Below are 22,150 nucleotides of genomic sequence, written 5' to 3' on the forward strand. Positions count from 1 at the left end.
GGCGTAAAGGTATGTCGTGACCGAAATAGACCCCACCGTGCGGCCCGAGCCGATGCCGGAAGACGCGGACCGCGCCCTGCGCCCGCAGATGCTGTCCGAATTTGTCGGGCAGGCGGAGGCGCGCTCGAATCTGGCGGTGTTCATTCAGTCTGCCAAGCAACGCGGCGAGGCGATGGACCACACTTTGTTCCACGGCCCCCCCGGGCTGGGGAAGACAACGCTGGCGCAGATCATGTCGCGCGAGCTGGGGGTCGGGTTTCGCATGACCTCGGGGCCGGTATTGGCCAAGGCGGGGGATTTGGCCGCAATCCTGACCAATCTGGAAGCGCGTGATGTTTTGTTCATTGACGAAATTCACCGGCTTAATCCGGCGGTTGAAGAGGTGTTGTATCCGGCCTTGGAAGACTTCGAGCTGGATCTGGTGATCGGTGAGGGGCCGGCGGCGCGCACGGTGCGGATTGAATTGCAGCCCTTTACCCTTGTGGGTGCGACCACCCGCATGGGCCTGCTGACCACGCCCTTGCGCGACCGGTTTGGCATTCCCACAAGGTTGCAGTTTTACACCGAGGACGAGTTGTTCATCATCGTGGACCGCAATGCCCGCAAATTGGGCGCACCGGCGGATGAAGGCGGTGCGCGCGAGATTGCCAAACGTGCCCGTGGCACGCCCAGGATCGCAGGGCGATTGCTGCGCCGGGTGGTGGATTTTGCGGTTGTGGAAGGCAACGGGCGTGTGACGCAGGAACTTGCGGATATGGCGTTGACGCGGCTGGGGGTGGATCATCTGGGGCTGGACGGCGCGGACCGGCGTTATCTGCGTTTGATTGCCGAGAACTATCAAGGCGGGCCTGTGGGGATCGAAACAATGTCTGCCGCCCTAAGCGAAAGCCGCGACGCCTTGGAAGAGGTAATCGAGCCGTTCCTGCTGCAACAGGGGTTGATCCAGCGCACCCCGCGCGGGCGGATGTTGGCGCAGAAGGCGTGGACACATTTGGCCATGGTGCCGCCAAAGTCGCAAAGCGATCTGTTTGGTTGATCTGATGGCTATGAGTTTAAGGGCAAGATGAAGATGGAAGTTGCACAGGTTGAGGGGTTTTTCACCCGGTCGGATGGTAGTTTTGCTTTTGCGCGATGGGGGCGGCCGGTTTGCCCTGTGGTGTTTGGTGTGGATGACGCGACGCTTGGCGTTGTGAAGGGGGCGATTGCGGCGACCTGCGATTTGGCCGGCCACGAGATGGGCGAGATGGACGCAGAGCTGGGCTCGAACCTGATGATGTTTTTCTTCAGCGAATGGGCCGAGTTGACCGAGGTGCCGGGCATGGACCGGCTGGTGCCCGATCTGGCTCCATTGGTGGCGCGGCTTGAGAGTGTGGATGCCAATCAATACCGGTTTTTCAGATTTGATGATCACGGCGCGATCAAGGCCTGTTTTGTCTTCCTGCGCATGGATCGGCATTTAAGCGATGTGCCAGCGCAGACCTTGGCGCTGAGCCAGATCGTGCAATCTATGTTGTTGTGGTCGGATACGGCCTTTCGTGATCAATCGCCGCTGATGGTGCGTGCTGATGCAGCGGTTCTGCGTCCGGATATCGCGGCCTTGCTGCGTGCGGCATATGATCCGGTATTGCCGGCGGCGGCGCAGGATGCCAGCCATGCCTTGCGGTTGAGTGCCCGGGTGCAGACACAAAGTGGAGTGCTTCAGTGAGTCATTCATTTCCGGTCCGCATTTTCTATGAAGACACCGATATGGCGGGTATCGTTTATTACGCCAACTATTTGAAATACATCGAGCGGGCGCGTTCGGACATTGCCGAACAACTGGGCCTGGACCAAAAGGGGATGCGTGAAGAGGACATCGTGTTTGTTATCACGCGGGTTGAAGCGGATTATCTGGGATCGGGGCGGTTTGGGGATCGTCTGGAGGTGCGCACGACACATCACGCAAAAGGGGCGGTGCGCTGGATGTTCGACCAGGAGGTGCTGCGCGGCGACGAGGTGATCTTTCGCGCCAAGGTCACCGCCGTCTGCATGACCACAGCGGGAAAACCGATCCGGTTGCCAGCAAAACTCCGCTCAGTATTGCCGCCACAGGCGGATTGAAGCCATTCCTCTGGCTTTCGCTCTTGTACTTCGCTAGTTTCTGACCAAATGAGCCTCGAAAACGGGGCCGTCAGGCAGAAGCTGCGCAAGCGGCAGATAAAAAGAGCAGGTATCATGGAAGCAGAGACGCTGGCATTGGCGCAGGAGATTGATTTCTCCATGTGGGGGTTGTTCGCACGGGCGACATTTACGGTCAAACTTGTGATGATCCTTTTGATCCTCGCGTCCTTCTGGTCCTGGTCGATCATCATTCAGAAATCCATCCAGTACCGTAAGGCCCGTTCCGGGAACGAGGCCTTTGATCATGCGTTCTGGTCTGGAGAGCCCCTGGACGGTCTTTTTGATCAGATCGGACCGGACCCTGACGGTGCATCGGAGAAAGTATTCGCCGCCGGCATGACGGAATGGCGCCGCTCGCACCGCGAGGATGGCGGGTTGATCCCGGGCGCCACGGCACGGATCGACCGCAGCATGGATGTGGCCATCGTCAAGGAAGCGGACAGGCTGCAAAAGGGTTTGACAGTGCTGGCGACGGTCGGCTCTTCGGCTCCGTTCATCGGTTTGTTCGGTACGGTAATCGGCATCATGAACGCTTTTATTGAGATTGCAGAGCAGCAAAACACCAATCTGGCAGTTGTGGCCCCGGGTATTGCCGAGGCGCTTTTGGCGACGGGGCTGGGCCTGCTGGCAGCGATCCCAGCGGTGATTTTCTATAACAAGCTGAATGCGGACAGCGAACGGATTATCGGCAATCACGAAGCCTTTGCAGATGAGTTTGCCACCATTCTCAGCCGCCAGCTGGACGCTTGATGACTGTGTCATACAAAGCAGAGGGCACAACAGGCCCCGAACGCCTTTGCATGCAAGGCGTCGCCGCAGCGCGTGATGTGGTCACAGGATTTTTTATGAAGCGGAGCACATTCTAAATGGGTGCCGGAGCGATAAAAAAACAAAATGCCGGGGGGCGTGGGCGGCGCAGGGGCCGCGCGCAACCGATGGCAGAGATCAATGTCACCCCCTTTGTAGATGTCATGTTGGTGTTGCTGATTATCTTTATGGTTGCGGCCCCTTTACTGACTGTGGGGGTGCCGGTTGAACTGCCGAAATCCGCTGCCGGTGCCCTGCCGAGCGAACAAGAGGAACCGCTGACCGTTACGGTAACGGCAGAAGGGAACGTCCAGATCCAGACCTCGCCTGTGGATCGCGCAGAACTGGTGACCCGTTTGCGCGGCATTGCCGCTGAACGTGCCAGTGACCGGGTGTTTTTGCGGGCCGACGGGCAGGTGCCCTATGCCGCCGTGATGGAGGTAATGGGGGCGCTAAACGCCGGCGGGTTTTCCAACATTGGCCTTGTGACAGACATTGGCGGGCCAGCGCTGGACGGCAGCGATCCAACGGGGAATTGATCCGTGCATTCCGGTCAATATATATCCGCCGCGGGGCATCTGGGGTTGATTGCCTGGTTGCTCTTGGGCGGGTTGTTCACCGACAGGCCGGACACCTTCGAATTGACTGAGGTATCGGTGATCTCGGGTGCGGATTTTGACGCTATGGTCGCGGCCCGGCAGGCACCGCAATCGGCCACCGAGGTGGCGCAACCGGAAACACCGGATTCAGTTGAGAAACCACCGGAGATCACCCGCGCACCAGACACAGCTATCGAGCAACCGGCACCGGTTCAGGTTGACTCGCCTCCCGAAGATACGCCACCCCAAGTGACTGAGTTACCGCCAGAGGCAACGGCGGAAGAGACACCGACACCACCTGACCTTTCGGAACCGGTGGGAGATATCGCGGTGCTTGCGCCTGAAACCGCGCCCGAAGCGGCACCGCGCCCTGTGGCGCGTGTGGCCCCTGAACCCGTGGCCCCGCCAGAGCCCGAAGCCGAGCCCGATGCGCAGACCCGTGAAGCAGTCGCACCGGATGCGGCGGGCGAGGCACCTGAACAGGAACCGCTGGAGGCGACGGCCCCCGAAGAAGCGGTCGCCGAGATCGTGACGGAGGCGACAAATGCGCCGGCACGGTCCAATCGCCCGCCCGGCAAACGCCCCGCCGCACCGGCCCCCCGTCGTGTTGTTGAGGCATCGGAACCATCACAGGAACCAGCAGGCGAGGCGGGCGCGGTGGACAATGACGACGTGCTTGCCGCACTTGCTGCCGCACAAGAAGCGGTCGCAGCCCCCAGTGGGCCGCCACTGTCTGCGGGGGAAAAGGACGCGCTGCGGGCACAGATTGCCAAATGCTGGAACATCGGGTCTCTGTCGACGGCTGCCTTGGGCACCACGGTCATCATTGGTGTTCGGATGAACAGTGACGCGACACCGGTCAATGACAGCATTCGGATGATCGGGACATCTGGCGGCTCTGACGCGTCTGCACGGCGGGTCTATGACAGCGCCCGGCGCGCGATTATTCTTTGCGGTGCGCGCGGTTATGATCTGCCGGCGGATAAATTCGACCAATGGCAGAATATCGAAATGACGTTTGACCCCAGCAAGATGGGGTATTGATTATGCGACAGAGCTGGAACGACAGATTGGGGGGTAAACTGGCCAGAATTCCCCTATCTGCCGCCTCAGGGAACCGACACAGTCGGGGTGGGTTATCCCCCGAGGCCCGGTCCAAATTAGAAAGGATGCAGATCCAATGAAGCACTTGTTTTTGAGCATTTCGGCAGCATTGGGCGTGACCCTTGCAGGGGCGGGGGCGTTCCCGTCACCAGCGCAGGCGCAAGAGCCGTTGCGCATTGTCATTGACGAAGCGATCATCGAACCCCTGCCGGTTGCTGTGCCTCCGTTTCAGGCCGAGACCCCCGAGGCGGGCCAGCTGGCGGGGGATATCGCCCGTGTTGTAGCGGCGGATTTGACCGGCACCGGGTTGTTTCGCGAAATTCCGGCATCGGCCTATATCTCGTCGATTGGGAATTTTGACGCTTCGGTACTGTTTGCCGACTGGAAAGCCATCAATGCGCAGGCGCTGGTTACCGGTGCCGTGAGCGTGCAGGGCAACACGTTGAATGTGAAGTTCCGTCTCTATGATGTGTTCTCGGGTGCAGAGCTTGGCAGCGGGTTGCAGTTTTCCGGCACAGTCGAGGGCTGGCGGCGGATGGCGCATAAAGTGTCCGACGCGGTCTATGCACGGATCACCGGCGAGGGGCCCTATTTCGATAGCCGGGTGGTTTATGTTTCCGAGACCGGCCCCAAGGACAACCGCAAGAAGCGCTTGGCGATCATGGATTATGACGGTGCCAATGTGCAGTATCTGACCGATTCCGGATCAATTGTTTTGGCCCCGCGGTTCTCGCCATCCGGTGATCGGGTGCTTTACACCAGTTACGAAAGCGGATTTCCGCGTATCTATGTACTGGATATCGGATCAGTGCAGCGCCGCGTTCTGGAAAGCGCTGACGGCACCATGAGTTTTGCGCCGCGGTTCTCGCCCTCGGGCGAAACGGTGGTGTTCTCCCTGACGCAGGGCGGCAATACCGACATCTACACCATGGATATTGCCTCGGGGCGCTCACAGCGGCTGACCAATACGCCAGCGATTGAAACTGCGCCCAGCTATTCCCCTGACGGCAGCCGGATCGTTTTTGAAAGTGACCGTTCCGGGACACAACAGCTCTATGTCATGCCAGCCACAGGCGGCGAGGCACAGCGTATCTCTTTTGGGGAAGGGCGTTACGGCACGCCGGTCTGGTCGCCACGCGGTGATCTGGTGGCCTTTACCAAACAGAACAAGGGCCGTTTTCACATCGGTGTGATGCGGCTGGATGGCACCCAAGAGCGCCTCTTGACCGCCTCGTTTCTGGATGAGGGGCCGACATGGGCTCCCAACGGCCGCGTGATCATGTTTGCCCGTGAAACCCAAGGGGCGGGCGGATCGTCAACGTTGTATTCGGTGGATATTTCGGGTCGTAACCTGCGCCCTGTCAGCACGCCGTCTGGCGGGTCAGACCCATCGTGGTCGCCGCTGCAAGACTAGACTGGACGCCGAGGCAACGAGGGAATTCCCTCGTCACTGAAAATATGTTACGCAAAAATCATAAAATACGAGGCAGAGATACCATGAAAAAACTTCTGACCAGCGGCCTGCTGATTGCAGCTCTTTCCGTAGGAGCTTGTACCAATCCGAACCGCTTTGGCTCTGATGGAGCGGGGGTCGACACCGGCATCAACGCGGGTAACAATGGTGGCGTCATTCCGGGCAGCGCCAATGATCCGACATCAACGGCATTTTTCCAGCAGACCGTCGGGGATCGCGTATTGTTTGAAGTGGACCAGTCTTCCCTAACCGCCGCGGGGCGTGCAACACTGGATGGACAGGCCAACTGGTTGCTGAGTAATAGCGACTATCAGGCGGTCATCGAGGGCCATGCAGACGAACAGGGCACCCGGGAATACAACCTTGCCCTTGGTGCGCGCCGTGCCAATGCCGCGCAGGAGTATCTGCTGTCCAAAGGTGTGCCAGCCGCGCGGTTGCGTGTGGTCAGCTATGGCAAGGAACGCCCGATCGAGGTTTGCTCGAACGAGGCATGTTACGCGAAAAACCGCCGTGCGGTAACCGTTCTGGCTGGCGGGCTGATCAGCTAAGCCGACCACCTCGGTCGGAACCAATCGAAGGACACTCAAGCGATGAAACTGCATTTGACGGCGACGCTGGCCTTGGGGCTGTTGTTTTCCCCGGTGATGCTTGTGGCGCAGGATGACCAGACACTGGCGGATGTGCGTCAGGAGCTGACAATTCTCTATACAGAGGTACAAAAATTGCGCCGCGAACTGTCGACCTCAGGCAGCGGCGGGGTGAACACAGGCGGCAGTTCTGTGTTGGAACGTGTCGGCACGATGGAAAGCGAACTGCAACGCCTGACGGCCAAGACCGAAGAGTTGGAAAATCGGATTAACCGGATTGTGGCAGATGGCACGACGCGGATCGGTGATCTGGAGTTCCGGCTTGTCGAGCTGGAGGGCGGCGATATCTCGACCCTTGGCGAAACAACAACATTGGGCGGCGCGGGACAGACCGCCACTGCCGCCCCTCTGACTGCACCATCTACGCCAACCCAAACCGCCTCTTTGGCGGTTGGGGAAGAGGCAGACTTCAAGCGGGCGCAGGAGGCGCTCGCATCCGGTGACTTTCGTGCCGCCGCTGACTTCTTTGAGACCTTCAATCAGACCTACCCGGGTGGTCCGCTAGCCGCCGAAGCTGATCTGCGTCGCGGGGATGCATTGGACAAACTGGGCGATACCCGTGAGGCGGCACGATCCTATCTGGCCAGTTTCAGCACGGATCCACAGGGGCCCATGGCCCCGCAAGCTCTGTTTGAACTGGGCCGAACGTTGGGCGTCTTAGGGCAAACCCAAGAGGCCTGTGTCACGCTAAAAGAGGTGCAGGTCAGGTTCCCGGACAGCGCAGCTGTTGCAAAAGCTCAGGATCAACGCCGAAACATCGGTTGCGGATAGGCCATGCCGGAAAAACTGCCCATCTATCTTGCAGGGGCGCTTCTGCCCCATCCGCCCAAGGCAATGGGCGTTGCGGTGTCAGGGGGCAGCGATTCAATGGCGCTGCTGCACCTGTTGCATGAATTTTGCATCAAAAGGCAAATCCGCTTGCAGGCCGTCACGATAGATCACTGTTTGCGTTCTGAATCTGGGGCAGAGGCGGCCCATGTGGCTGAGGTCTGCGCCCGGATCAACGTGCCCCATGATACACTTGTCTGGAATGAATGGCGCGGCGAGGGCAACCTGCAAGGGGCTGCGCGCCATGCCCGCTATCAAAAGATGGCCGCATGGGCGCAGGGCTGTGGCATTGATACCATCGCCACGGGGCATACGGCGGATGATCAGGCCGAAACGGTTCTGATGCGTCTGGCGCGGCGCTCGGGCGTGGACGGTTTGTCAGCAATCAGCCGGCGCACCCTGCGCGAGGGGATCATCTGGGTGCGGCCCTTGTTGCAAGCCCGCCGTAAGGTACTGCGCAACTACCTAAGTGGCCGTGGTATCGGATGGTTGGACGATCCCAGCAATGATGATGCCCGGTATGACCGGATCAAAGCCCGCAACGCGCTGGAGGTTTTGGCACCGTTGGGCATTGGTGCTGAGGTTCTGGGCGAGGTCGCCGAGAACATGAACACAGCGCGCAAAGCGCTTGATTGGCAAACCTTTCTGGCGGCGAAACATATGGTTTCGTTGGATGCGGGGGCGGTTCTTCTGAACGAGGCAAGCTTTAAGCTGGAACCCGAAGAGGTGCGACGACGGCTTTTGATCAAGGCCATTAACTGGGTCAATGGCCGCTATTACGCACCGCGTCGTGGCGGCGTTTCAAATGTCATGGCGGCCCTGTCCAACGGCCAGGCAACCACTTTGAACGGGTGCCACATCAGGCGTATTGCTTCCCAGATCTGGGTCTTTCGCGAATTCAATGGCGTGCGGGACGCCAATGTGGGGGTCGATGAACTCTGGGATGGGCGTTGGCGGCTGTTGCACGATGACGCAGGCCACGACCACCATGATTTGCGGGTCAAGCCACTGGGCCTTGCGGGGCTTGAGCAGTGCAACGACTGGCGCAGTTCCGGACGTCCGCATGTTGTTTTAAGGTCAACACCGGCTGTCTGGCGCGGGGATGTTCTTGTGGCGGCACCATTGGCCGGCTTTCAGCAGAATTGGCAGGCCAAGCTGTCCGAAGAGCAAGATACCTTTTTCGCAACTCTATTATCGCATTGAACCTGACTGTATCCAGTCTATCTTATAGGGTAAGCAGCGTACGTTATGTGCGCCAAACGGCCTGCAAAGTAGCGCGGGCCAAAAGTATTTAGGAGAACTCCCTTGGGAAATGTTCGCAATCTAGCGTTTTGGGTGGTTTTGATGCTGCTCGTCTTGGCGCTTTTCAACCTGTTCAGCGGGTCGAACGGCAATCTGCAAAGCAATGAGGTCAGCTATTCCGAATTTGTCAGCGCCGTTGAGGGTGGCGAGATTCGCAATGCGACGCTGGATGGCGAGCAGGTGCGCTTTCGCAAGACAGACGGCGCGGAATATGTCGTGATCAAACCCGGTGACGCCGAGGTGACCACGCTGTTGATCGAGAACAATGTTCCGGTGCAGGCACGGCCACAGCAACAGTCCGGCTTTCAGACATTTCTGATGTCTCTGTTGCCGATTGTCTTGCTGATTGGTGTCTGGATTTTCTTCATGAACCGGATGCAGGGTGGCGGCAAAGGCGGGGCCATGGGCTTTGGTAAATCCAAGGCCAAGATGCTGACCGAGAAACACGGGCGCGTGACCTTTGACGATGTCGCCGGCATTGACGAAGCAAAAGAAGAACTTGAGGAAATCGTCGAGTTCCTGCGCAACCCGCAGAAGTTCAGCCGTTTGGGTGGTAAGATCCCCAAGGGGGCCTTGCTTGAGGGCCCTCCCGGGACCGGTAAAACCCTGTTGGCCCGTGCCATTGCCGGCGAGGCCGGCGTGCCGTTCTTCACCATCTCAGGTTCTGACTTTGTTGAAATGTTTGTCGGCGTTGGTGCCTCTCGCGTGCGCGACATGTTCGAGCAGGCCAAGAAAAATGCACCCTGTATTGTGTTCATCGACGAAATCGACGCTGTGGGTCGATCGCGTGGTGCCGGATATGGCGGTGGCAATGACGAGCGCGAACAGACGCTGAACCAGCTGCTGGTCGAGATGGACGGTTTTGAGGCCAATGAAGGTGTGATCATCATCGCGGCCACCAACCGTAAAGACGTGCTGGACCCGGCGCTGTTGCGCCCCGGTCGCTTTGACCGTCAGGTCACGGTCGGCAACCCTGACATCAAGGGCCGCGAAAAAATCCTTGGCGTCCATGCGCGCAAGACCCCACTTGGTCCTGATGTTGATCTGCGCATTATCGCGCGGGGTACACCGGGCTTTTCGGGGGCGGATTTGGCGAACCTTGTGAACGAGGCGGCACTTGGGGCTGCCCGTTTGGGCCGTCGTTTTGTCACGATGATTGATTTTGAATCCGCCAAGGACAAGATCATGATGGGGGCCGAGCGCCGCTCAATGGTGATGACCGCCGCGCAAAAGGAAATGACCGCCTATCACGAAGCCGGCCATGCGCTGATCGGGATGCTGCTGCCGAAATGTGATCCGGTTTATAAGGCCACGATCATTCCGCGTGGTGGTGCATTGGGCATGGTGATGAGCCTGCCGGAAATGGACCGTCTCAACATGTTCAAGGACGAATGCCACCAGCGTCTGGCCATGACCATGGCTGGCAAGGCGGCGGAAATCCATAAATATGGCGAAGAAGCCGTCTCCAACGGGCCTGCGGGCGACATCCAGCAAGCCTCGGCGCTGGCGCGTGCCATGGTCCTGCAGTGGGGCATGTCCGACAAGGTTGGCAACATCGACTATTCCGAAGCGGCGCAAGGGTATCAGGGCAGCACCGGCGGCTTTTCTGTATCGGCCAGCACTAAGGAACTGGTTGAGAAGGAAGTGCAGAAGTTCATTCAGGACGGATATGAGTGGGCGACTAAGCTGATCAAGGAAAACGAAGAAAAGTTCGAGCGTCTGGCGCAGGGCCTTTTGGAGTATGAAACCCTCACCGGTGGCGAAATCCAACGGGTGATGGACGGCTTGCCACCAATTGCTGAGAATGACGATGACGACAGCGACAAGGGTGATAAGCCCAGCCTGACGGCCATCCCCAAGGCAAAGGGCAAAGCCAAGAAGACACCACCAGCAGATGGCGGGCTTGAGCCGGAACCCTCTACCTGATCGTTTCCGGTTTTCCGGGGATCACAAAATATCATAAGGCCCTGCACCTGCGGGGCCTTTTCTTTTTGATGCGGCCTGATCATCTTGGCCCCAACCCAAGGAGATTCCCGATGCCTGAACTGGTCCCCACCGATCACCATGCCAAAATTGTCTGGATGGGCAAGGTCCCGCAGGACCGCCCTGACATCAGGTCACAAGCGATAGAGGAAGCCTTTGCCAGCTATGCCGGTTTCGATGGTGATTTTCATGCCGGCCTGACCCGTTCGTCCTGTGTGCGGGTCAAATCACAACATCCGGAAGGCACCGAAATTCGCAACGTACGACAGTTTTCGATTGTGTCCGCCGAGGAGCTGGCCGCCATTGCGGAGGTGATCGGCGTCGCCACGCTGAATCCTGTCTTGCTGGGCGCGTCAATCGTTGTCGAAGGGATTGACGACTTTACCCATGTCCCGCCCAATTCACGGCTTCAGGCTGCCAATGGTGCCACGATTGTTGTGGATATGCAGAATGCTCCCTGCAATTTTCCGGCCCGCGAAATTGAAAAAGAGGCACCGGGGCATGGTAAGGGATTCAGGGCCGCAGCCAAAGACCGGCGCGGGGTGTGTGGTTGGGTGGAGCGAGAAGGATTGCTGAGGGTTGGCGATGCCCTGCGGCTGCACATCCCGGGCCAACGCAGCTGGAAGCACATTTAGAGGAAGTGGTTTCCGAAACGAAACGCTTCTGCGGCACTCTGACGCGTCGGGTGATGGAAATGTCGGAAATGCGACCTCACTTTGAGGGGGGCGCGCGGTATGACAAACACAAGAACAGCGCCTTAGGGCAGGAGGGGATTCTTAAATGGCTTACAAAACCGACATCCAAATCGCGCGGGAAGCGACGAAACGTCCGATCCAGGAGATTGGCGCAAAGCTGGGCATCAGCAACGACGATCTGCTGCCTTATGGCCACGACAAGGCCAAGGTCAGCCAGTCTTTCATCAACTCGGTTCAGGACCGCGCTGACGGCAAGCTGATCCTTGTTACCGCGATCAACCCGACCCCAGCGGGCGAAGGCAAGACCACGACAACTGTTGGTTTGGGTGACGGTTTGAACCGCATCGGCAAGAAAGCTGCTGTGTGTATTCGCGAAGCCTCCCTTGGACCAAACTTTGGCATGAAGGGTGGTGCCGCTGGTGGCGGCTATGCGCAGATCGTGCCGATGGAAGAAATGAACCTGCACTTCACAGGTGACTTTCACGCCATCACTTCCGCGCACTCCCTGTTGTCCGCGATGATCGACAACCATATCTATTGGGGCAATGCCCTTGAAATCGACACCCGCCGCGTTGTCTGGCGTCGTGTGGTCGACATGAATGACCGGGCCCTGCGCCAGATCACCGCGTCGCTCGGCGGTGTGGCCAATGGTTTCCCACGTGAAGCAGGCTTTGACATCACCGTTGCCTCTGAGGTGATGGCGATCCTCTGTCTGGCAAAAGACCTTGCCGATCTGCAAGAGCGCCTTGGCGCGATGATCGTCGCGTACCGTCGTGATAAAACACCGGTCTTTGCGCGTGACATCAAAGCGCATGGCGCAATGACTGTGTTGCTCAAGGATGCGATGCAGCCCAACATCGTACAGACACTGGAAAACAACCCGGCGTTTGTCCACGGTGGCCCATTCGCCAACATCGCACACGGCTGTAACTCTGTTATCGCCACGACAACAGCACTGAAACTGGCTGACTACGTTGTGACCGAAGCGGGCTTTGGTGCCGATCTGGGCGCGGAAAAATTCCTGAACATCAAATGTCGCAAAGCGGGCCTTGCGCCTTCTGCGGTTGTGGTTGTGGCCACGGTGCGTGCGATGAAGATGAATGGTGGTGTCGCCAAGGCCGATCTGGGCGGCGAAAATGTAGAGGCCGTGAACAGCGGCTGTGCCAACCTTGGCCGTCACATTGAGAACATGAAATCCTTCGGCGTGCCGGTTGTCGTCGCGATCAACCATTTTGTCACCGACACAGATGCAGAAGTGCAGGCGGTGAAGGATTACGTGGCCACCCAAGGTGCCGAGGCGGTTCTGTCGCGTCACTGGGAGTTGGGGTCTGAAGGCTCAGCGGATCTGGCCACAAAAGTGGTTGAAACCATTGAGAAGAACGAGAGCAATTTTGCCCCGATCTATCCCGATGACATGTCACTGTCTGACAAGATCAATACCATTGCCACCAAGATCTACCGTGCGGATAGCGCCCAGATGGATCAGAAAATTCTGAACCAGCTGAAAGAATGGGAAGATCAGGGGTACGGCAACCTGCCTGTCTGTATGGCAAAGACGCAGTACAGCTTTACCACCGATCCGAACGAGCGCGGTGCGCCAACCGGTTTCGACATTCCGGTGCGCGAAGTGCGCCTGTCTGCTGGTGCCGGCTTCGTCGTCGCCATCTGCGGCGAGATCATGACCATGCCCGGTCTGCCCCGCGTGCCATCCGCCGAGAGCATCGGTTTGAATGATGCGGGTGAAGTCGAAGGCTTGTTCTAAACCCTGCGTCGGTTACACCCACCCTACAAAACACGCGTAGGGTGGGTGCAACCCACCGGAAGGAAGAAAAATGACTGCAAAGATTATCGACGGTAAAGAATTCGCCGCGCGGGTCCGTGCGCAGGTTGGCGACCATGTAACCCGCCTAAAAGCCGATCACGGCATCACACCGGGCCTTGCGGTTGTCCTGGTGGGCGAAGACCCGGCTTCACAGGTCTATGTCCGTTCCAAGGGCAAGATGACCGTTGAGGTCGGGATGAAGTCAGTCGAGCATAAGTTGGATGCCGATACCTCGGAGGCGGACCTTCTTAAGGTTATTGACGATCTGAACAATGATCCGGAAATTCATGGCATTCTGGTGCAGTTGCCCCTGCCGGATCATCTGAACGAAGACCTGATCATCAATTCGATCTCGCCGGCCAAGGATGTGGACGGGTTTCACATCTCTAACGTTGGGCTGTTGGGGACCGGTCAGAAATCCATGGTACCCTGCACACCGTTGGGCTGTTTGATGATGTTGCGCGATCACCATGGGTCTATCTCTGGCATGGATGCTGTGGTCATTGGCCGTTCCAACATCGTTGGCAAACCGATGGCGCAACTGCTGTTGAACGACAGCGCAACCGTGACGATTGCGCATAGCCGCACCAAAGACCTCGCAGATGTAGTTCGCCGCGCCGATATCGTTGTCGCCGCGGTCGGGCGTCCTGAAATGGTGCCGGGTGACTGGATCAAAGAAGGCGCAACTGTCATCGATGTAGGCATTAACCGTTTGGACGCGCCTGAAAAAGGTGAAGGCAAGACCAAGTTGGTAGGCGACGTTCATTTCGAAAGCTGTGCTGAACGTGCCGGTGCCATCACCCCCGTGCCGGGAGGCGTTGGCCCGATGACCATCGCCTGTCTGCTGGCCAATACCATCACGGCCTGTTGCCGTGCGAACGGGCTGGCAGAGCCCGAAGGCCTAACCGCCTAGAAACACCTGATACATCGTGCGGCCGGGGAGAAACGTAAATGCTCCGGCCCCGATCAATGCCCCGAAAACCATGCCCCGCATGATGCCGCGATGGCGTTGCACCTGACCAGAGCGGGCGGCGCGCACTGCGATGAAAAGCTGGACCAGCACAAACACTGACAGCAGGTGGATCGGGCTGAACGGGCCGATCAGGCGGATGCCGAAAATCCAGAAACTGCTCAGCGCGACCCCGCCCATCGACAAGACCCAAACCCAGCCAAGGATACGGTGCGCCGGGCTGCCCCGCCGGATCGAGAAGATTGCGACGGTTAAGGCGATGGCAAGAACCGCCAGTATGGTGTGAATCTGGATGACCGGCGTGGCGTCAAGAAGGGGACGAAGGTTCACGGGAAAAGCTCCTGTTTTTGTTGCCTCTTGGGCATTGCAAAACGGGATGCTAGACCGCTACCCATGTTACGTAAGCGGCGCAGGGACTACGTGAATGGGCAAGATTTGGAACGGGCTGCAACTCGCGCTTCGTGAAAAACAGGGGCTGATGATCCCTGTGGCGATCTGGGGAATGGCCACGTTGATCTGTGCCGTCGCGGGGCCTTTCGGCACGCTTGAGGCCTTGGGACTATGGGCGCGGACTGCCTATTGGGCGGTGGTCATCGGCGTTTCTGTTGGTTTCAGCACCCTGTTGTCGCGCATGACCTTTGGTACCGCACTGAGATACCTGATTTCTTGGTCACTATTTGTGGTGGGGTTGGGCAGTCTGGTTTGGGGGATCAACGCGGTGGTGTTCCCCGGCTGGCAGGATGCGGTCTCGCTGTTTCAACTGTTGGTCTATGTCGCGGTTGTTTCGGTGCTTGTGCATGGCGTGTTTTTTCTGATTGACCTTGCCCGCCCTGTGCCCGTTGAAACAGCCGGCATGGAGATAGACCCTCAAACCCGTTTTCTGCGTCGTCTGCCTTTGGCCGAACGCGGACCTCTGGTGCGGATCGAAGCGCAGGATCATTATCTAAAGGTCGTCACAGATCGTGGCAGCACCTTGATCCTGCTGCGCCTGAGCGAGGCTGTAGAGGAACTGGCCAATGTCGCGGGGTTACAGGTGCATCGTTCGCATTGGGTGGCGCTGGAGGCTGTCACCGCCCACCGGCGGGAAAAGGGGCGGGACCTTTTGGTCCTGTCAGACGGGGCAGAGGTGCCGGTCAGCCGCAGCAACCGTGCCGCTGCGCAGGAAGCAGGGCTCTTTTAGAGTTTTTCGAGTTTCACTTGAAACATCATGCGCCCCTTTTCGTGTTCGACCAAGGGGAGGGGCCGCGAACAAGGGGGCCAGATGATATATGAAACGCTATAGGTTTCCGGGTTTTGCCTGACCCGCTTTAGGTCGGGACCGGTACCATCGTTCCTTGCAGGATCGCGATCAGGGTCAGTTCACCATCGGTTTCTGCATGTACTTCGGATGTGACCACACACAGCCGATTGCCGGGCTTCACCACGCGCCCGGTGGCAATAAGCCGGTCACCGCGGGCCGGGGCCAGCAGGTTGATTTTGATCTCTGCGGTGACGACCTCCTGGCCCCGCGGCAAAACGGTCAATGCCGCATAGCCGGCCGCAGAATCCCCGATGGAGAAGGTCAGGCCGGCGTGCCCAAACCCCTGTTGCTGGCGGCTGCCGGGCAGGATCGGTGCCGCGATGCGCACCTGCCCGTCCTCCACGGTGATCAGTTCCGCGCCTAGGGTCTGCATCATCGATTGCGCCGCAAAGCTCTGATAAATTCGGTCGCGGTCTTGATCGGTCATTGGCTGGTCCTTGGCATGGGAAGGGCGATTGCGGTCTTGCCTGTCAACACGGCGCGGGCCTCGGTGCGCATCAGGGTGCGAAAGGCCGCGTCACGGGTGTCGAGCCCGCCAGTATAGGTCCCGTAAGCCGGCAGGATAAGGCGGTCACTGTCATAAACAAACGCTGGTCGCGTGACCCTGCGTCCGGCGAGTAGAACGCGGGCTTTGGGGTGGTAATGGCCCGAAACTTCGCCGCTGGCACCGGCTTCGGCGATATGGCGAAAGGTCAGGGGGGCGATGGGCAGTTCTGCCAGATGGCTGCCGCCCAGATCGACCGGTCCGGGGTCATGATTGCCCTCGATCCAGACCCAGCGCCGCCCGGCCTGAAGACGGGTGATCCACAGTTTCTCGTCCTCTGGCAGGGCAAGGGCCGCGCCCAGATCGTCAAAACTGTCGCCAAGGCAGATCACTGTGCGGGCATGTGTCAGGGCCAGATCCGCCGCCAGCCGGGTCAGCGTGTCGCGGGTTTCATAAGGTGGCAGGGGCACTCCGCCGCGCCGCGCAATGCGTTCGGATTTGCCCAGATGCAGGTCGCTGACACAAAGCAACTGTTCATCAGGCCACCACAGCGCGCCGGTGTTCAGCGCCTTGAGTGGCACCCCCGCTAGGGTGAAGTCATGTGCGTTCATCGTTTGCTTTCCGCCAGTTCAGGGCCGATATTGGCCAAGCCCGAGGTGGACATCAACCGGCGCGCTTCTTCTGCCAACAATCGCTCTTCGGCCTCGCCCTGCACCGGCACCCGCCCCATCTCCAGAAACAGCGGCGCGGCAAGCGGGGAAACCCGCGAAAGCCGGCGGTGATCAATGCGCCCACCGACCCGCTTCATCATTTCTTCGATCCGGCCAAAATCGACCAGCCCACGCAATGCCTCCTCGCGGGTGATCTGTAACATCAGGTGATCGGGGTCGTATTTCTGCAAGGTGTCATAGAGAATATCACTGGAAAAGGTCGCTTGGCGCCCGGATGTACGCGCCTGCGGGGTATTGCGCTGGATCAGGCCGGCAATCGTTGCCGAGGCGCGAAACGTTCGTTTCATCACGGCATTGCCGGCCAGCCATGTGTCCAGCCCGTCATAGAGTGCGGCCGGATCAAACAACGGAGCGGGGTCGTCAACCTCCTCAAGCCCCCAGATCAATGTGGCGTAATCCGTGGCCACAAAGCCAAGCGGCGACAGGCCCAACTCCTCCATGCGTTTGGTCAATAACAGGCCCAGAGTTTGCATTCCGTTGCGCCCGGCAAATCCATAGATGACCGTCTGCGCCCGTCCGTCATGGGGAAAGCTCTCGACCAAGAGGCGGCCCGGCTGGGGCAGTTGACTGACCTTGCGTTGCAGCCGCAGCCAGTCGGCGGTGTGGCAGGGCAACCCGGGCCAGCTGTCTTGGGTGAACATTTGCTGCACCCGGGCGGACAGCTGTGTCGAGGTGGCGAATTTAGTGCCGGCAAAGGTGGCAATCTTGGGCTTTTTTGCTGCATCGCGGCTGACCTCGACGGTCATTTCGCGCAGGCCTTCGTATTTGACGATCTGCCCCCCGATCAAAAAGGTATCGCCCGGTGTCAGGGTGGCGGAGAATCCTTCTTCGATTTCGCCCAAGGGTTTGCCCCCGCGGTTGCGGCGCATCCGAACTTTGAGTGTGTCTGTGTCCTGAATCGTGCCGATATTCATGCGAATATCACGGGCGCTGCGCGGGTCGCGCAACTGCCAGCGGCCATCGGGCAACTGCATCAGGCGTTGCCAACGGTCATAGGCGCGCAGCGCATATCCGCCAGTGGCGCAGAACGCCAGACAGGCGTCGAAATCGGCGCGGCTGAGGTCCCTGTAAGCACCGGCAGTGGTGAATTCTGCATAAAGCGCATCGGCGTCAAACGGACCGGCGCAGGCGGTGATCAGGATATGCTGGCACAGGACGTCGCGTGGTCCTGCGCCGCGTGGATCACCATCAAGGTCGCCGGCAAGTACCGCATCCAATGCGGCCATGCATTCGACCACTTCGAACCGGTTGGCCGGCACAAGCAGTGCTTTTGACGGGGCGTTATAGCGGTGGTTTGCCCGCCCGATACGCTGTACCAGTCGTTTGACATTTTTGGGCGCGCCGATCTGGATCACAAGGTCAACATCGCCCCAGTCGATGCCCAGATCAAGGCTGCCGGTGCAGACAATCGCGCGCAGATCACCACGCACCATCGCTGCCTCGACACGGCTGCGCTGGTCGCGGTCAAGCGAGCCGTGATGGATGCCGATGGGCAGGCTTTCGTCATTGGCGAGCCAGAGGTTGTGAAAGAAAATCTCGGCCTGCGCACGGGTGTTGTGAAAGATTAACGTAGTTTTGTGCTGTTTGATCTGCGCCAGCACCGCGGGGATGGCATAGGCAGCCCCGGCACCGGCCCAAGGGGGGGCTTCCTGCGTGCGCAGCATTCCGATGTCGGGTGCAGGGCCGGGATCTGCCAGCAGGATTTCGCAGGGATCGGGATGGCGGGCCATAAAACGGGCGATGGCGGCGGGATCTTCGACCGTGGCCGAAAGCCCAACCCGTTTGAGGTTTGGGCATAGGGTTTGCAACCGGGCCAGGGCCAGCATCATCTGATCGCCCCGTTTTGATTCAGACAGGGCATGTATTTCGTCTATCACCACCCGTTTCAGGCCGCAAAACATCCGCGCGGCATCGTCATAGCTGGTCAGTAGGGCAAGGCTTTCGGGGGTGGTCAGGAAGATATTCGGAGGATCGGCGCGTTGGCGTTTGCGGCGTGACTGAGGCGTGTCGCCGGTGCGCTCGTCAATGGTGATCGGCAGGCCCATTTCAGCAACCGGTGTGGTCAGGTTGCGTTTGATATCCGCTGCCAGCGCCTTGAGCGGCGAGATATAGAGGGTATGCATCCCCTCATGTGTGCCTTCGGCGAGGTCAATCAACGTGGGCAGGAAGCCGGACAGGGTTTTGCCGCCGCCGGTTGGCGCTATCAACAGCAGGGCAGCGGCATCCGCGCGCGACAGCATGTCCTGCTGGTGGGGGTGGATGGACCAGCCTTTGGCGGCGAACCAATCTTGGAATTGTTCGGGAAGCACCTGCATGGATCATTAGATAGCATGGTGCGGCTTGGGGGCCAGCCCCCGTCAGCAAAGCTGACTCCCCCGGAGGTTATTGGCAAGATGAAGGACGGGCGCGGACCGAGGGGATCGGCCGGGCTATTTGACGATATGTTCGTCTTTTACAAACATATTGGCCCATGCCCGATCTATCAGGTCGGGGGACATCTGATAAGGGATACCCTCAAACTCGCAAATCGCAATCATCTGGTCGATCAGAAAGATCGGCTGATAGTTGGCATAGATGTTGTCGATGGTTGGGTATTTGACCTTGAGCAGATGCACCAATGTGGCCTCGTCCAATGGCATCCCGCGCTTACGGGCAACCATAGCGAAGATCCGAAGGAAGTTTTCCTGATTTGGGCCGTCAATTTTGATCTTGAAGAAAATCCGGCGCAGAGCAGCCTGGTCAAAAATCTCGTTGGGGTGAAAGTTGGTCGAGAAGATCACCAAGGTATCAAAAGGCACCTCGAATTTTTCGCCCGATTGCAGCGCCAGAATATCTTTGGCTTCTTCCAAGGGGACGATCCAGCGGTTGACGATGCTTTGGGGCGGTTCTTTCTGGCGGCCAAGGTCGTCGACGATAAAGATGCCGCCGGTTGATTTCAGCTGCAACGGGGCCTGATAGGTTTTGGCGGTCGGGTTATAGACCAGATCAAGCATGTCGGTGGTCAGTTCACCGCCCGTGATCACAGTAGGACGTTCGCAGCACACATAGCGTGTGTCAAAACGGGTCACCCGCCGCAGGGCATTGGGGTCTTCGACGTTTTCCGCCGCTTTGGTATGCACAATCGGGTCAAAAACGGTGATCACCTGGGACGCATATTCGATTGCAAAGGGCACATAGATCTTGTCCCCTAAAGCGTCGCGGATACCGTTGGAGATAGAGGACTTACCGTTTCCGGGGGGGCCGTACATCAGGATCGAACGACCCGCAGAAACGGCTGGGCCGAGGTGGTCCAGCAGGCTGTCGGGCAGGACCAGATGGCCCATTGCGCCGGTCAACTGGTCACGGGTCACCTGAATATTGCGCACGGATTGGCGGCGGACCTGTTCGGCATAGACATCCAGCGGCACCGGCATCGGGCCGAAATATTCCGATTGCGCCAAAGCGTCCAGTGCCCGCGCCTTGCCGGCATCGGTCAGCTGGTACCCCATTTCATTGCTGTTGTTGGCGTTCAGGGTGCCTGTTGCCTCCAGCAGACGTTGAGTGCGGGCTGCATCCACCAGCTCCTGAGTGACCGGCACCGGCAGGCAGACAGCCGCAGCCAGTTCGCTGACCATTTCGATATTTTTGCGAAAGATCGTCTTGAGAATGATGTCGCGCATCATCACAGGCGGGAGTTTCATTTCCTCCAGCCGTTTTGGGGGGGGCGGGGCCATGACGGTGTTGTGTTGCATGTTCATGGTGCGGCTCCGGTGATCAGGCTTGCGCGGGGTATGCGGGAGAAATGCTGAAGATGACGTTTACGAGAGAATACCCCGGCTTTGCGGCATTTTTAGGGTTGGCCTTTGGTTCAATGGCCATAACGCGCGCCCAGAATAAGGTAGATGGCCAAAGCGGGCCCCAATGCGAGGCCCATGGGGAATTTTTTGCCCTGCTCCCAGCTGGCCCATTCCGGAGCCAGACGGCGCAGGGGGGTATATTTGATACCTCTATGGGCCACGATGGCGGCCAGAAGCGTGGCGGCGAACAGGTTCATCAGCAACAATAAATCGCCAAGTGCAATGAACGGCGCTGCGGCAGCGGCGAATTTGGCATCCCCCGCGCCAAGCGCGCCGGCAGCGTTCAGGATAATCCCGACCACTAGCACAATGACCAGCGCAGCAAGACGCCAAAGATAATCCGTAAACGGCATTAGAAAAACGCCCAAGATCACAAAGACCAAGGTCAGGGCAATCACCGCCTGATTGGTAATCTTCATCTGCGCCATGTCCGTAAATGCCACATAGAGGCAGATCGGCAGGACGAAGGGCAGGAACCACAGCGCATTTGTGGCGTCGACCGCCATCTGTCTAACCGTTCTCTAGGGCGCGCAGCGACCGCACGGCAGCTTCAAAATGCTGGGGATGGGTGTCGATGGCTTCGCGCAGCAGTCCTTTGCCGGTTTCCACATCCCCACGCTTCACCGCAGAGAGTGCCATTGTGTGCAGCAACTGAGCGCGTTCGGACTGGTCCATCGGGATCACCGGCAGGGTATAGTCACGCTGCGCGGCGCGGGCCAGAACAAGGTTGTTTTTGGCGGTAAACAAATCGCCGTCCTGCCGGATCGCATCCGAGAACAGCCGTTCTGCCGCCGGATAATCACCGCGGGTCAGTTTGGAATAGCCCCAGTTGTTCATTACCGAACCGGGGGTTGTCGTCAGGCCCACAGCAGTCTGATAAAAACTGTCCGCTTTCTTCCATTCCTTGTTGCTGTCGGCGACGATCGCTTCGAGACGGTAGCGTTTAAAGGTTTCATGGGTGGGCGGTACGCCATCCAGCACCTTTTCTGCGCTGGCCCAATCCCCCGAGCGGATCAGGGCATCGGCCAGTTCAACGCTGTCATCGGCGTTGGCCTCTGGCATCTGCGTGACTTTTCTCCAGGCGGCAGACCCTTCGGTGTTACGCTTGGCGCGTACAAGTGATGCCGCCAGACCACGCTGGTGGTCAATACGATCAGGATCGTTTGCAGTAGCGCGCTGGAAATAGGAGACCGCCTCGTTCGGGTCGGCCACGGTCAGCATTACATCGGAAATATCATTGCCATCCAGCGCGTCAACGTCCTGAAAGGCACGTTCGACGGTGGCATTTGCGTCTTTTTGACCACAGCCTGCAACTGCGGTAACCCCTGCAACGCAGAGGGCCAATAGAATAGGGTGGCGCATTTTAGCGTCCTTTTTACTGCTCTGCCTAAGGCCGCGGGGGCCACGA

22 protein-coding genes are annotated in these 22,150 nt (G+C 58.9%); 15 read left to right on the forward strand and 7 right to left on the reverse strand.

Annotated elements, in window-relative coordinates; genetic code table 11:
• Positions 1-16 precede the first annotated feature (16 nt).
• From ruvB to folD, 14 genes are all read left to right on the forward strand, one after another.
• Entirely contained in the window at positions 17-1,036 is a 1,020-nt protein-coding gene (gene ruvB / locus HKX44_RS00625; protein WP_276149370.1) for a Holliday junction branch migration DNA helicase RuvB, read from the forward strand.
• 33 nt (positions 1,037-1,069) lie between these two features.
• On the forward strand, positions 1,070-1,705 hold the full coding sequence (locus HKX44_RS00630) for a hypothetical protein (RefSeq protein WP_276150770.1): 636 nt from the start codon (positions 1,070-1,072) through the stop codon (positions 1,703-1,705).
• Positions 1,702-2,100 carry a YbgC/FadM family acyl-CoA thioesterase gene (locus HKX44_RS00635; protein ID WP_276149371.1) on the forward strand — a complete coding sequence of 133 codons (399 nt, stop codon included), beginning with the start codon at positions 1,702-1,704 and terminating at the stop codon, positions 2,098-2,100. The genes HKX44_RS00630 and HKX44_RS00635 overlap by 4 nt, the downstream gene beginning before the upstream one ends.
• A 114-nt stretch (positions 2,101-2,214) precedes the next feature.
• Positions 2,215-2,910 (forward strand): protein TolQ, encoded by a 696-nt coding sequence (gene tolQ / locus HKX44_RS00640; RefSeq protein WP_276149372.1) that lies wholly within the window; start codon positions 2,215-2,217, stop codon positions 2,908-2,910.
• A 116-nt stretch (positions 2,911-3,026) separates the two neighbouring features.
• Positions 3,027-3,506, forward strand: coding sequence for a protein TolR (gene tolR / locus HKX44_RS00645; protein WP_276149373.1), 480 nt, complete (start codon positions 3,027-3,029; stop codon positions 3,504-3,506).
• Between the two features lie 3 nt (positions 3,507-3,509).
• Positions 3,510-4,610 carry an energy transducer TonB gene (locus HKX44_RS00650; RefSeq protein WP_276149374.1) on the forward strand — a complete coding sequence of 367 codons (1,101 nt, stop codon included), beginning with the start codon at positions 3,510-3,512 and terminating at the stop codon, positions 4,608-4,610.
• A gap of 136 nt (positions 4,611-4,746) precedes the next feature.
• The gene (gene tolB / locus HKX44_RS00655) at positions 4,747-6,084 is read left to right on the forward strand and encodes a Tol-Pal system beta propeller repeat protein TolB (protein WP_276149375.1); all 1,338 of its coding nucleotides are present in this window, start codon (positions 4,747-4,749) and stop codon (positions 6,082-6,084) included.
• Positions 6,085-6,167: 83 nt separating this feature from the next.
• Positions 6,168-6,692 (forward strand): peptidoglycan-associated lipoprotein Pal, encoded by a 525-nt coding sequence (gene pal, locus HKX44_RS00660; protein WP_276149376.1) that lies wholly within the window; start codon positions 6,168-6,170, stop codon positions 6,690-6,692.
• 42 nt (positions 6,693-6,734) lie between these two features.
• Complete coding sequence (gene ybgF / locus HKX44_RS00665) at positions 6,735-7,562, forward strand: tol-pal system protein YbgF (protein ID WP_276149377.1); 828 nt, start codon at positions 6,735-6,737, stop codon at positions 7,560-7,562.
• Between the two features lie 3 nt (positions 7,563-7,565).
• The gene (gene tilS / locus HKX44_RS00670; RefSeq protein ID WP_276149378.1) at positions 7,566-8,822 is read left to right on the forward strand and encodes a tRNA lysidine(34) synthetase TilS; all 1,257 of its coding nucleotides are present in this window, start codon (positions 7,566-7,568) and stop codon (positions 8,820-8,822) included.
• Positions 8,823-8,924: 102 nt separating this feature from the next.
• Complete coding sequence (gene ftsH, locus HKX44_RS00675) at positions 8,925-10,847, forward strand: ATP-dependent zinc metalloprotease FtsH (RefSeq protein WP_276149379.1); 1,923 nt, start codon at positions 8,925-8,927, stop codon at positions 10,845-10,847.
• Between the two features lie 110 nt (positions 10,848-10,957).
• Positions 10,958-11,539, forward strand: coding sequence for an MOSC domain-containing protein (locus HKX44_RS00680; protein ID WP_276149380.1), 582 nt, complete (start codon positions 10,958-10,960; stop codon positions 11,537-11,539).
• A 145-nt stretch (positions 11,540-11,684) separates the two neighbouring features.
• Positions 11,685-13,361 (forward strand): formate--tetrahydrofolate ligase, encoded by a 1,677-nt coding sequence (locus HKX44_RS00685; protein WP_276149381.1) that lies wholly within the window; start codon positions 11,685-11,687, stop codon positions 13,359-13,361.
• Positions 13,362-13,431: 70 nt separating this feature from the next.
• Complete coding sequence (gene folD, locus HKX44_RS00690) at positions 13,432-14,334, forward strand: bifunctional methylenetetrahydrofolate dehydrogenase/methenyltetrahydrofolate cyclohydrolase FolD (RefSeq protein ID WP_276149382.1); 903 nt, start codon at positions 13,432-13,434, stop codon at positions 14,332-14,334.
• Here the strand turns inward: folD and HKX44_RS00695 are convergent.
• Positions 14,323-14,721: a DUF2306 domain-containing protein gene (locus HKX44_RS00695; RefSeq protein WP_276149383.1), complete on the reverse strand. Its 399-nt coding sequence runs from the start codon at positions 14,719-14,721 to the stop codon at positions 14,323-14,325. The two genes, folD and HKX44_RS00695, sit on opposite strands and share 12 nt — an antisense overlap.
• 94 nt (positions 14,722-14,815) lie before the next feature.
• On the opposite strand from HKX44_RS00695, the gene HKX44_RS00700 reads away from it, so the two are divergent.
• Entirely contained in the window at positions 14,816-15,571 is a 756-nt protein-coding gene (locus HKX44_RS00700) for a LytTR family DNA-binding domain-containing protein (RefSeq protein WP_276149384.1), read from the forward strand.
• A 127-nt stretch (positions 15,572-15,698) separates the two neighbouring features.
• On the opposite strand, the gene HKX44_RS00705 is transcribed toward HKX44_RS00700, so the two are convergent.
• From HKX44_RS00705 to HKX44_RS00730, 6 genes are all read right to left on the reverse strand, one after another.
• Entirely contained in the window at positions 15,699-16,118 is a 420-nt protein-coding gene (locus tag HKX44_RS00705; protein WP_276149385.1) for a PaaI family thioesterase, read from the reverse strand.
• Positions 16,115-16,786 (reverse strand): ligase-associated DNA damage response endonuclease PdeM, encoded by a 672-nt coding sequence (gene pdeM, locus HKX44_RS00710; protein ID WP_276149386.1) that lies wholly within the window; start codon positions 16,784-16,786, stop codon positions 16,115-16,117. Before pdeM ends, HKX44_RS00705 begins: the two co-directional genes overlap by 4 nt.
• Positions 16,783-19,221 carry a ligase-associated DNA damage response DEXH box helicase gene (locus HKX44_RS00715; RefSeq protein WP_276149387.1) on the reverse strand — a complete coding sequence of 813 codons (2,439 nt, stop codon included), beginning with the start codon at positions 19,219-19,221 and terminating at the stop codon, positions 16,783-16,785. The genes pdeM and HKX44_RS00715 overlap by 4 nt, the downstream gene beginning before the upstream one ends.
• 114 nt (positions 19,222-19,335) lie before the next feature.
• On the reverse strand, positions 19,336-20,643 hold the full coding sequence (locus tag HKX44_RS00720) for an ATPase (protein WP_276149388.1): 1,308 nt from the start codon (positions 20,641-20,643) through the stop codon (positions 19,336-19,338).
• A 110-nt stretch (positions 20,644-20,753) separates the two neighbouring features.
• A complete protein-coding gene (locus tag HKX44_RS00725) occupies positions 20,754-21,248 on the reverse strand; it encodes a prepilin peptidase (protein WP_276149389.1) in 495 nt (164 codons plus the stop codon).
• A 4-nt stretch (positions 21,249-21,252) separates the two neighbouring features.
• Positions 21,253-22,104 carry a tetratricopeptide repeat protein gene (locus HKX44_RS00730; protein ID WP_276149390.1) on the reverse strand — a complete coding sequence of 284 codons (852 nt, stop codon included), beginning with the start codon at positions 22,102-22,104 and terminating at the stop codon, positions 21,253-21,255.
• Positions 22,105-22,150 lie beyond the last annotated feature (46 nt).

It is taken from the genome of Sulfitobacter sp. M05 (genome assembly GCF_029285175.1).
In the GTDB taxonomy this organism is placed as follows: Bacteria; Pseudomonadota; Alphaproteobacteria; order Rhodobacterales; family Rhodobacteraceae; genus Sulfitobacter.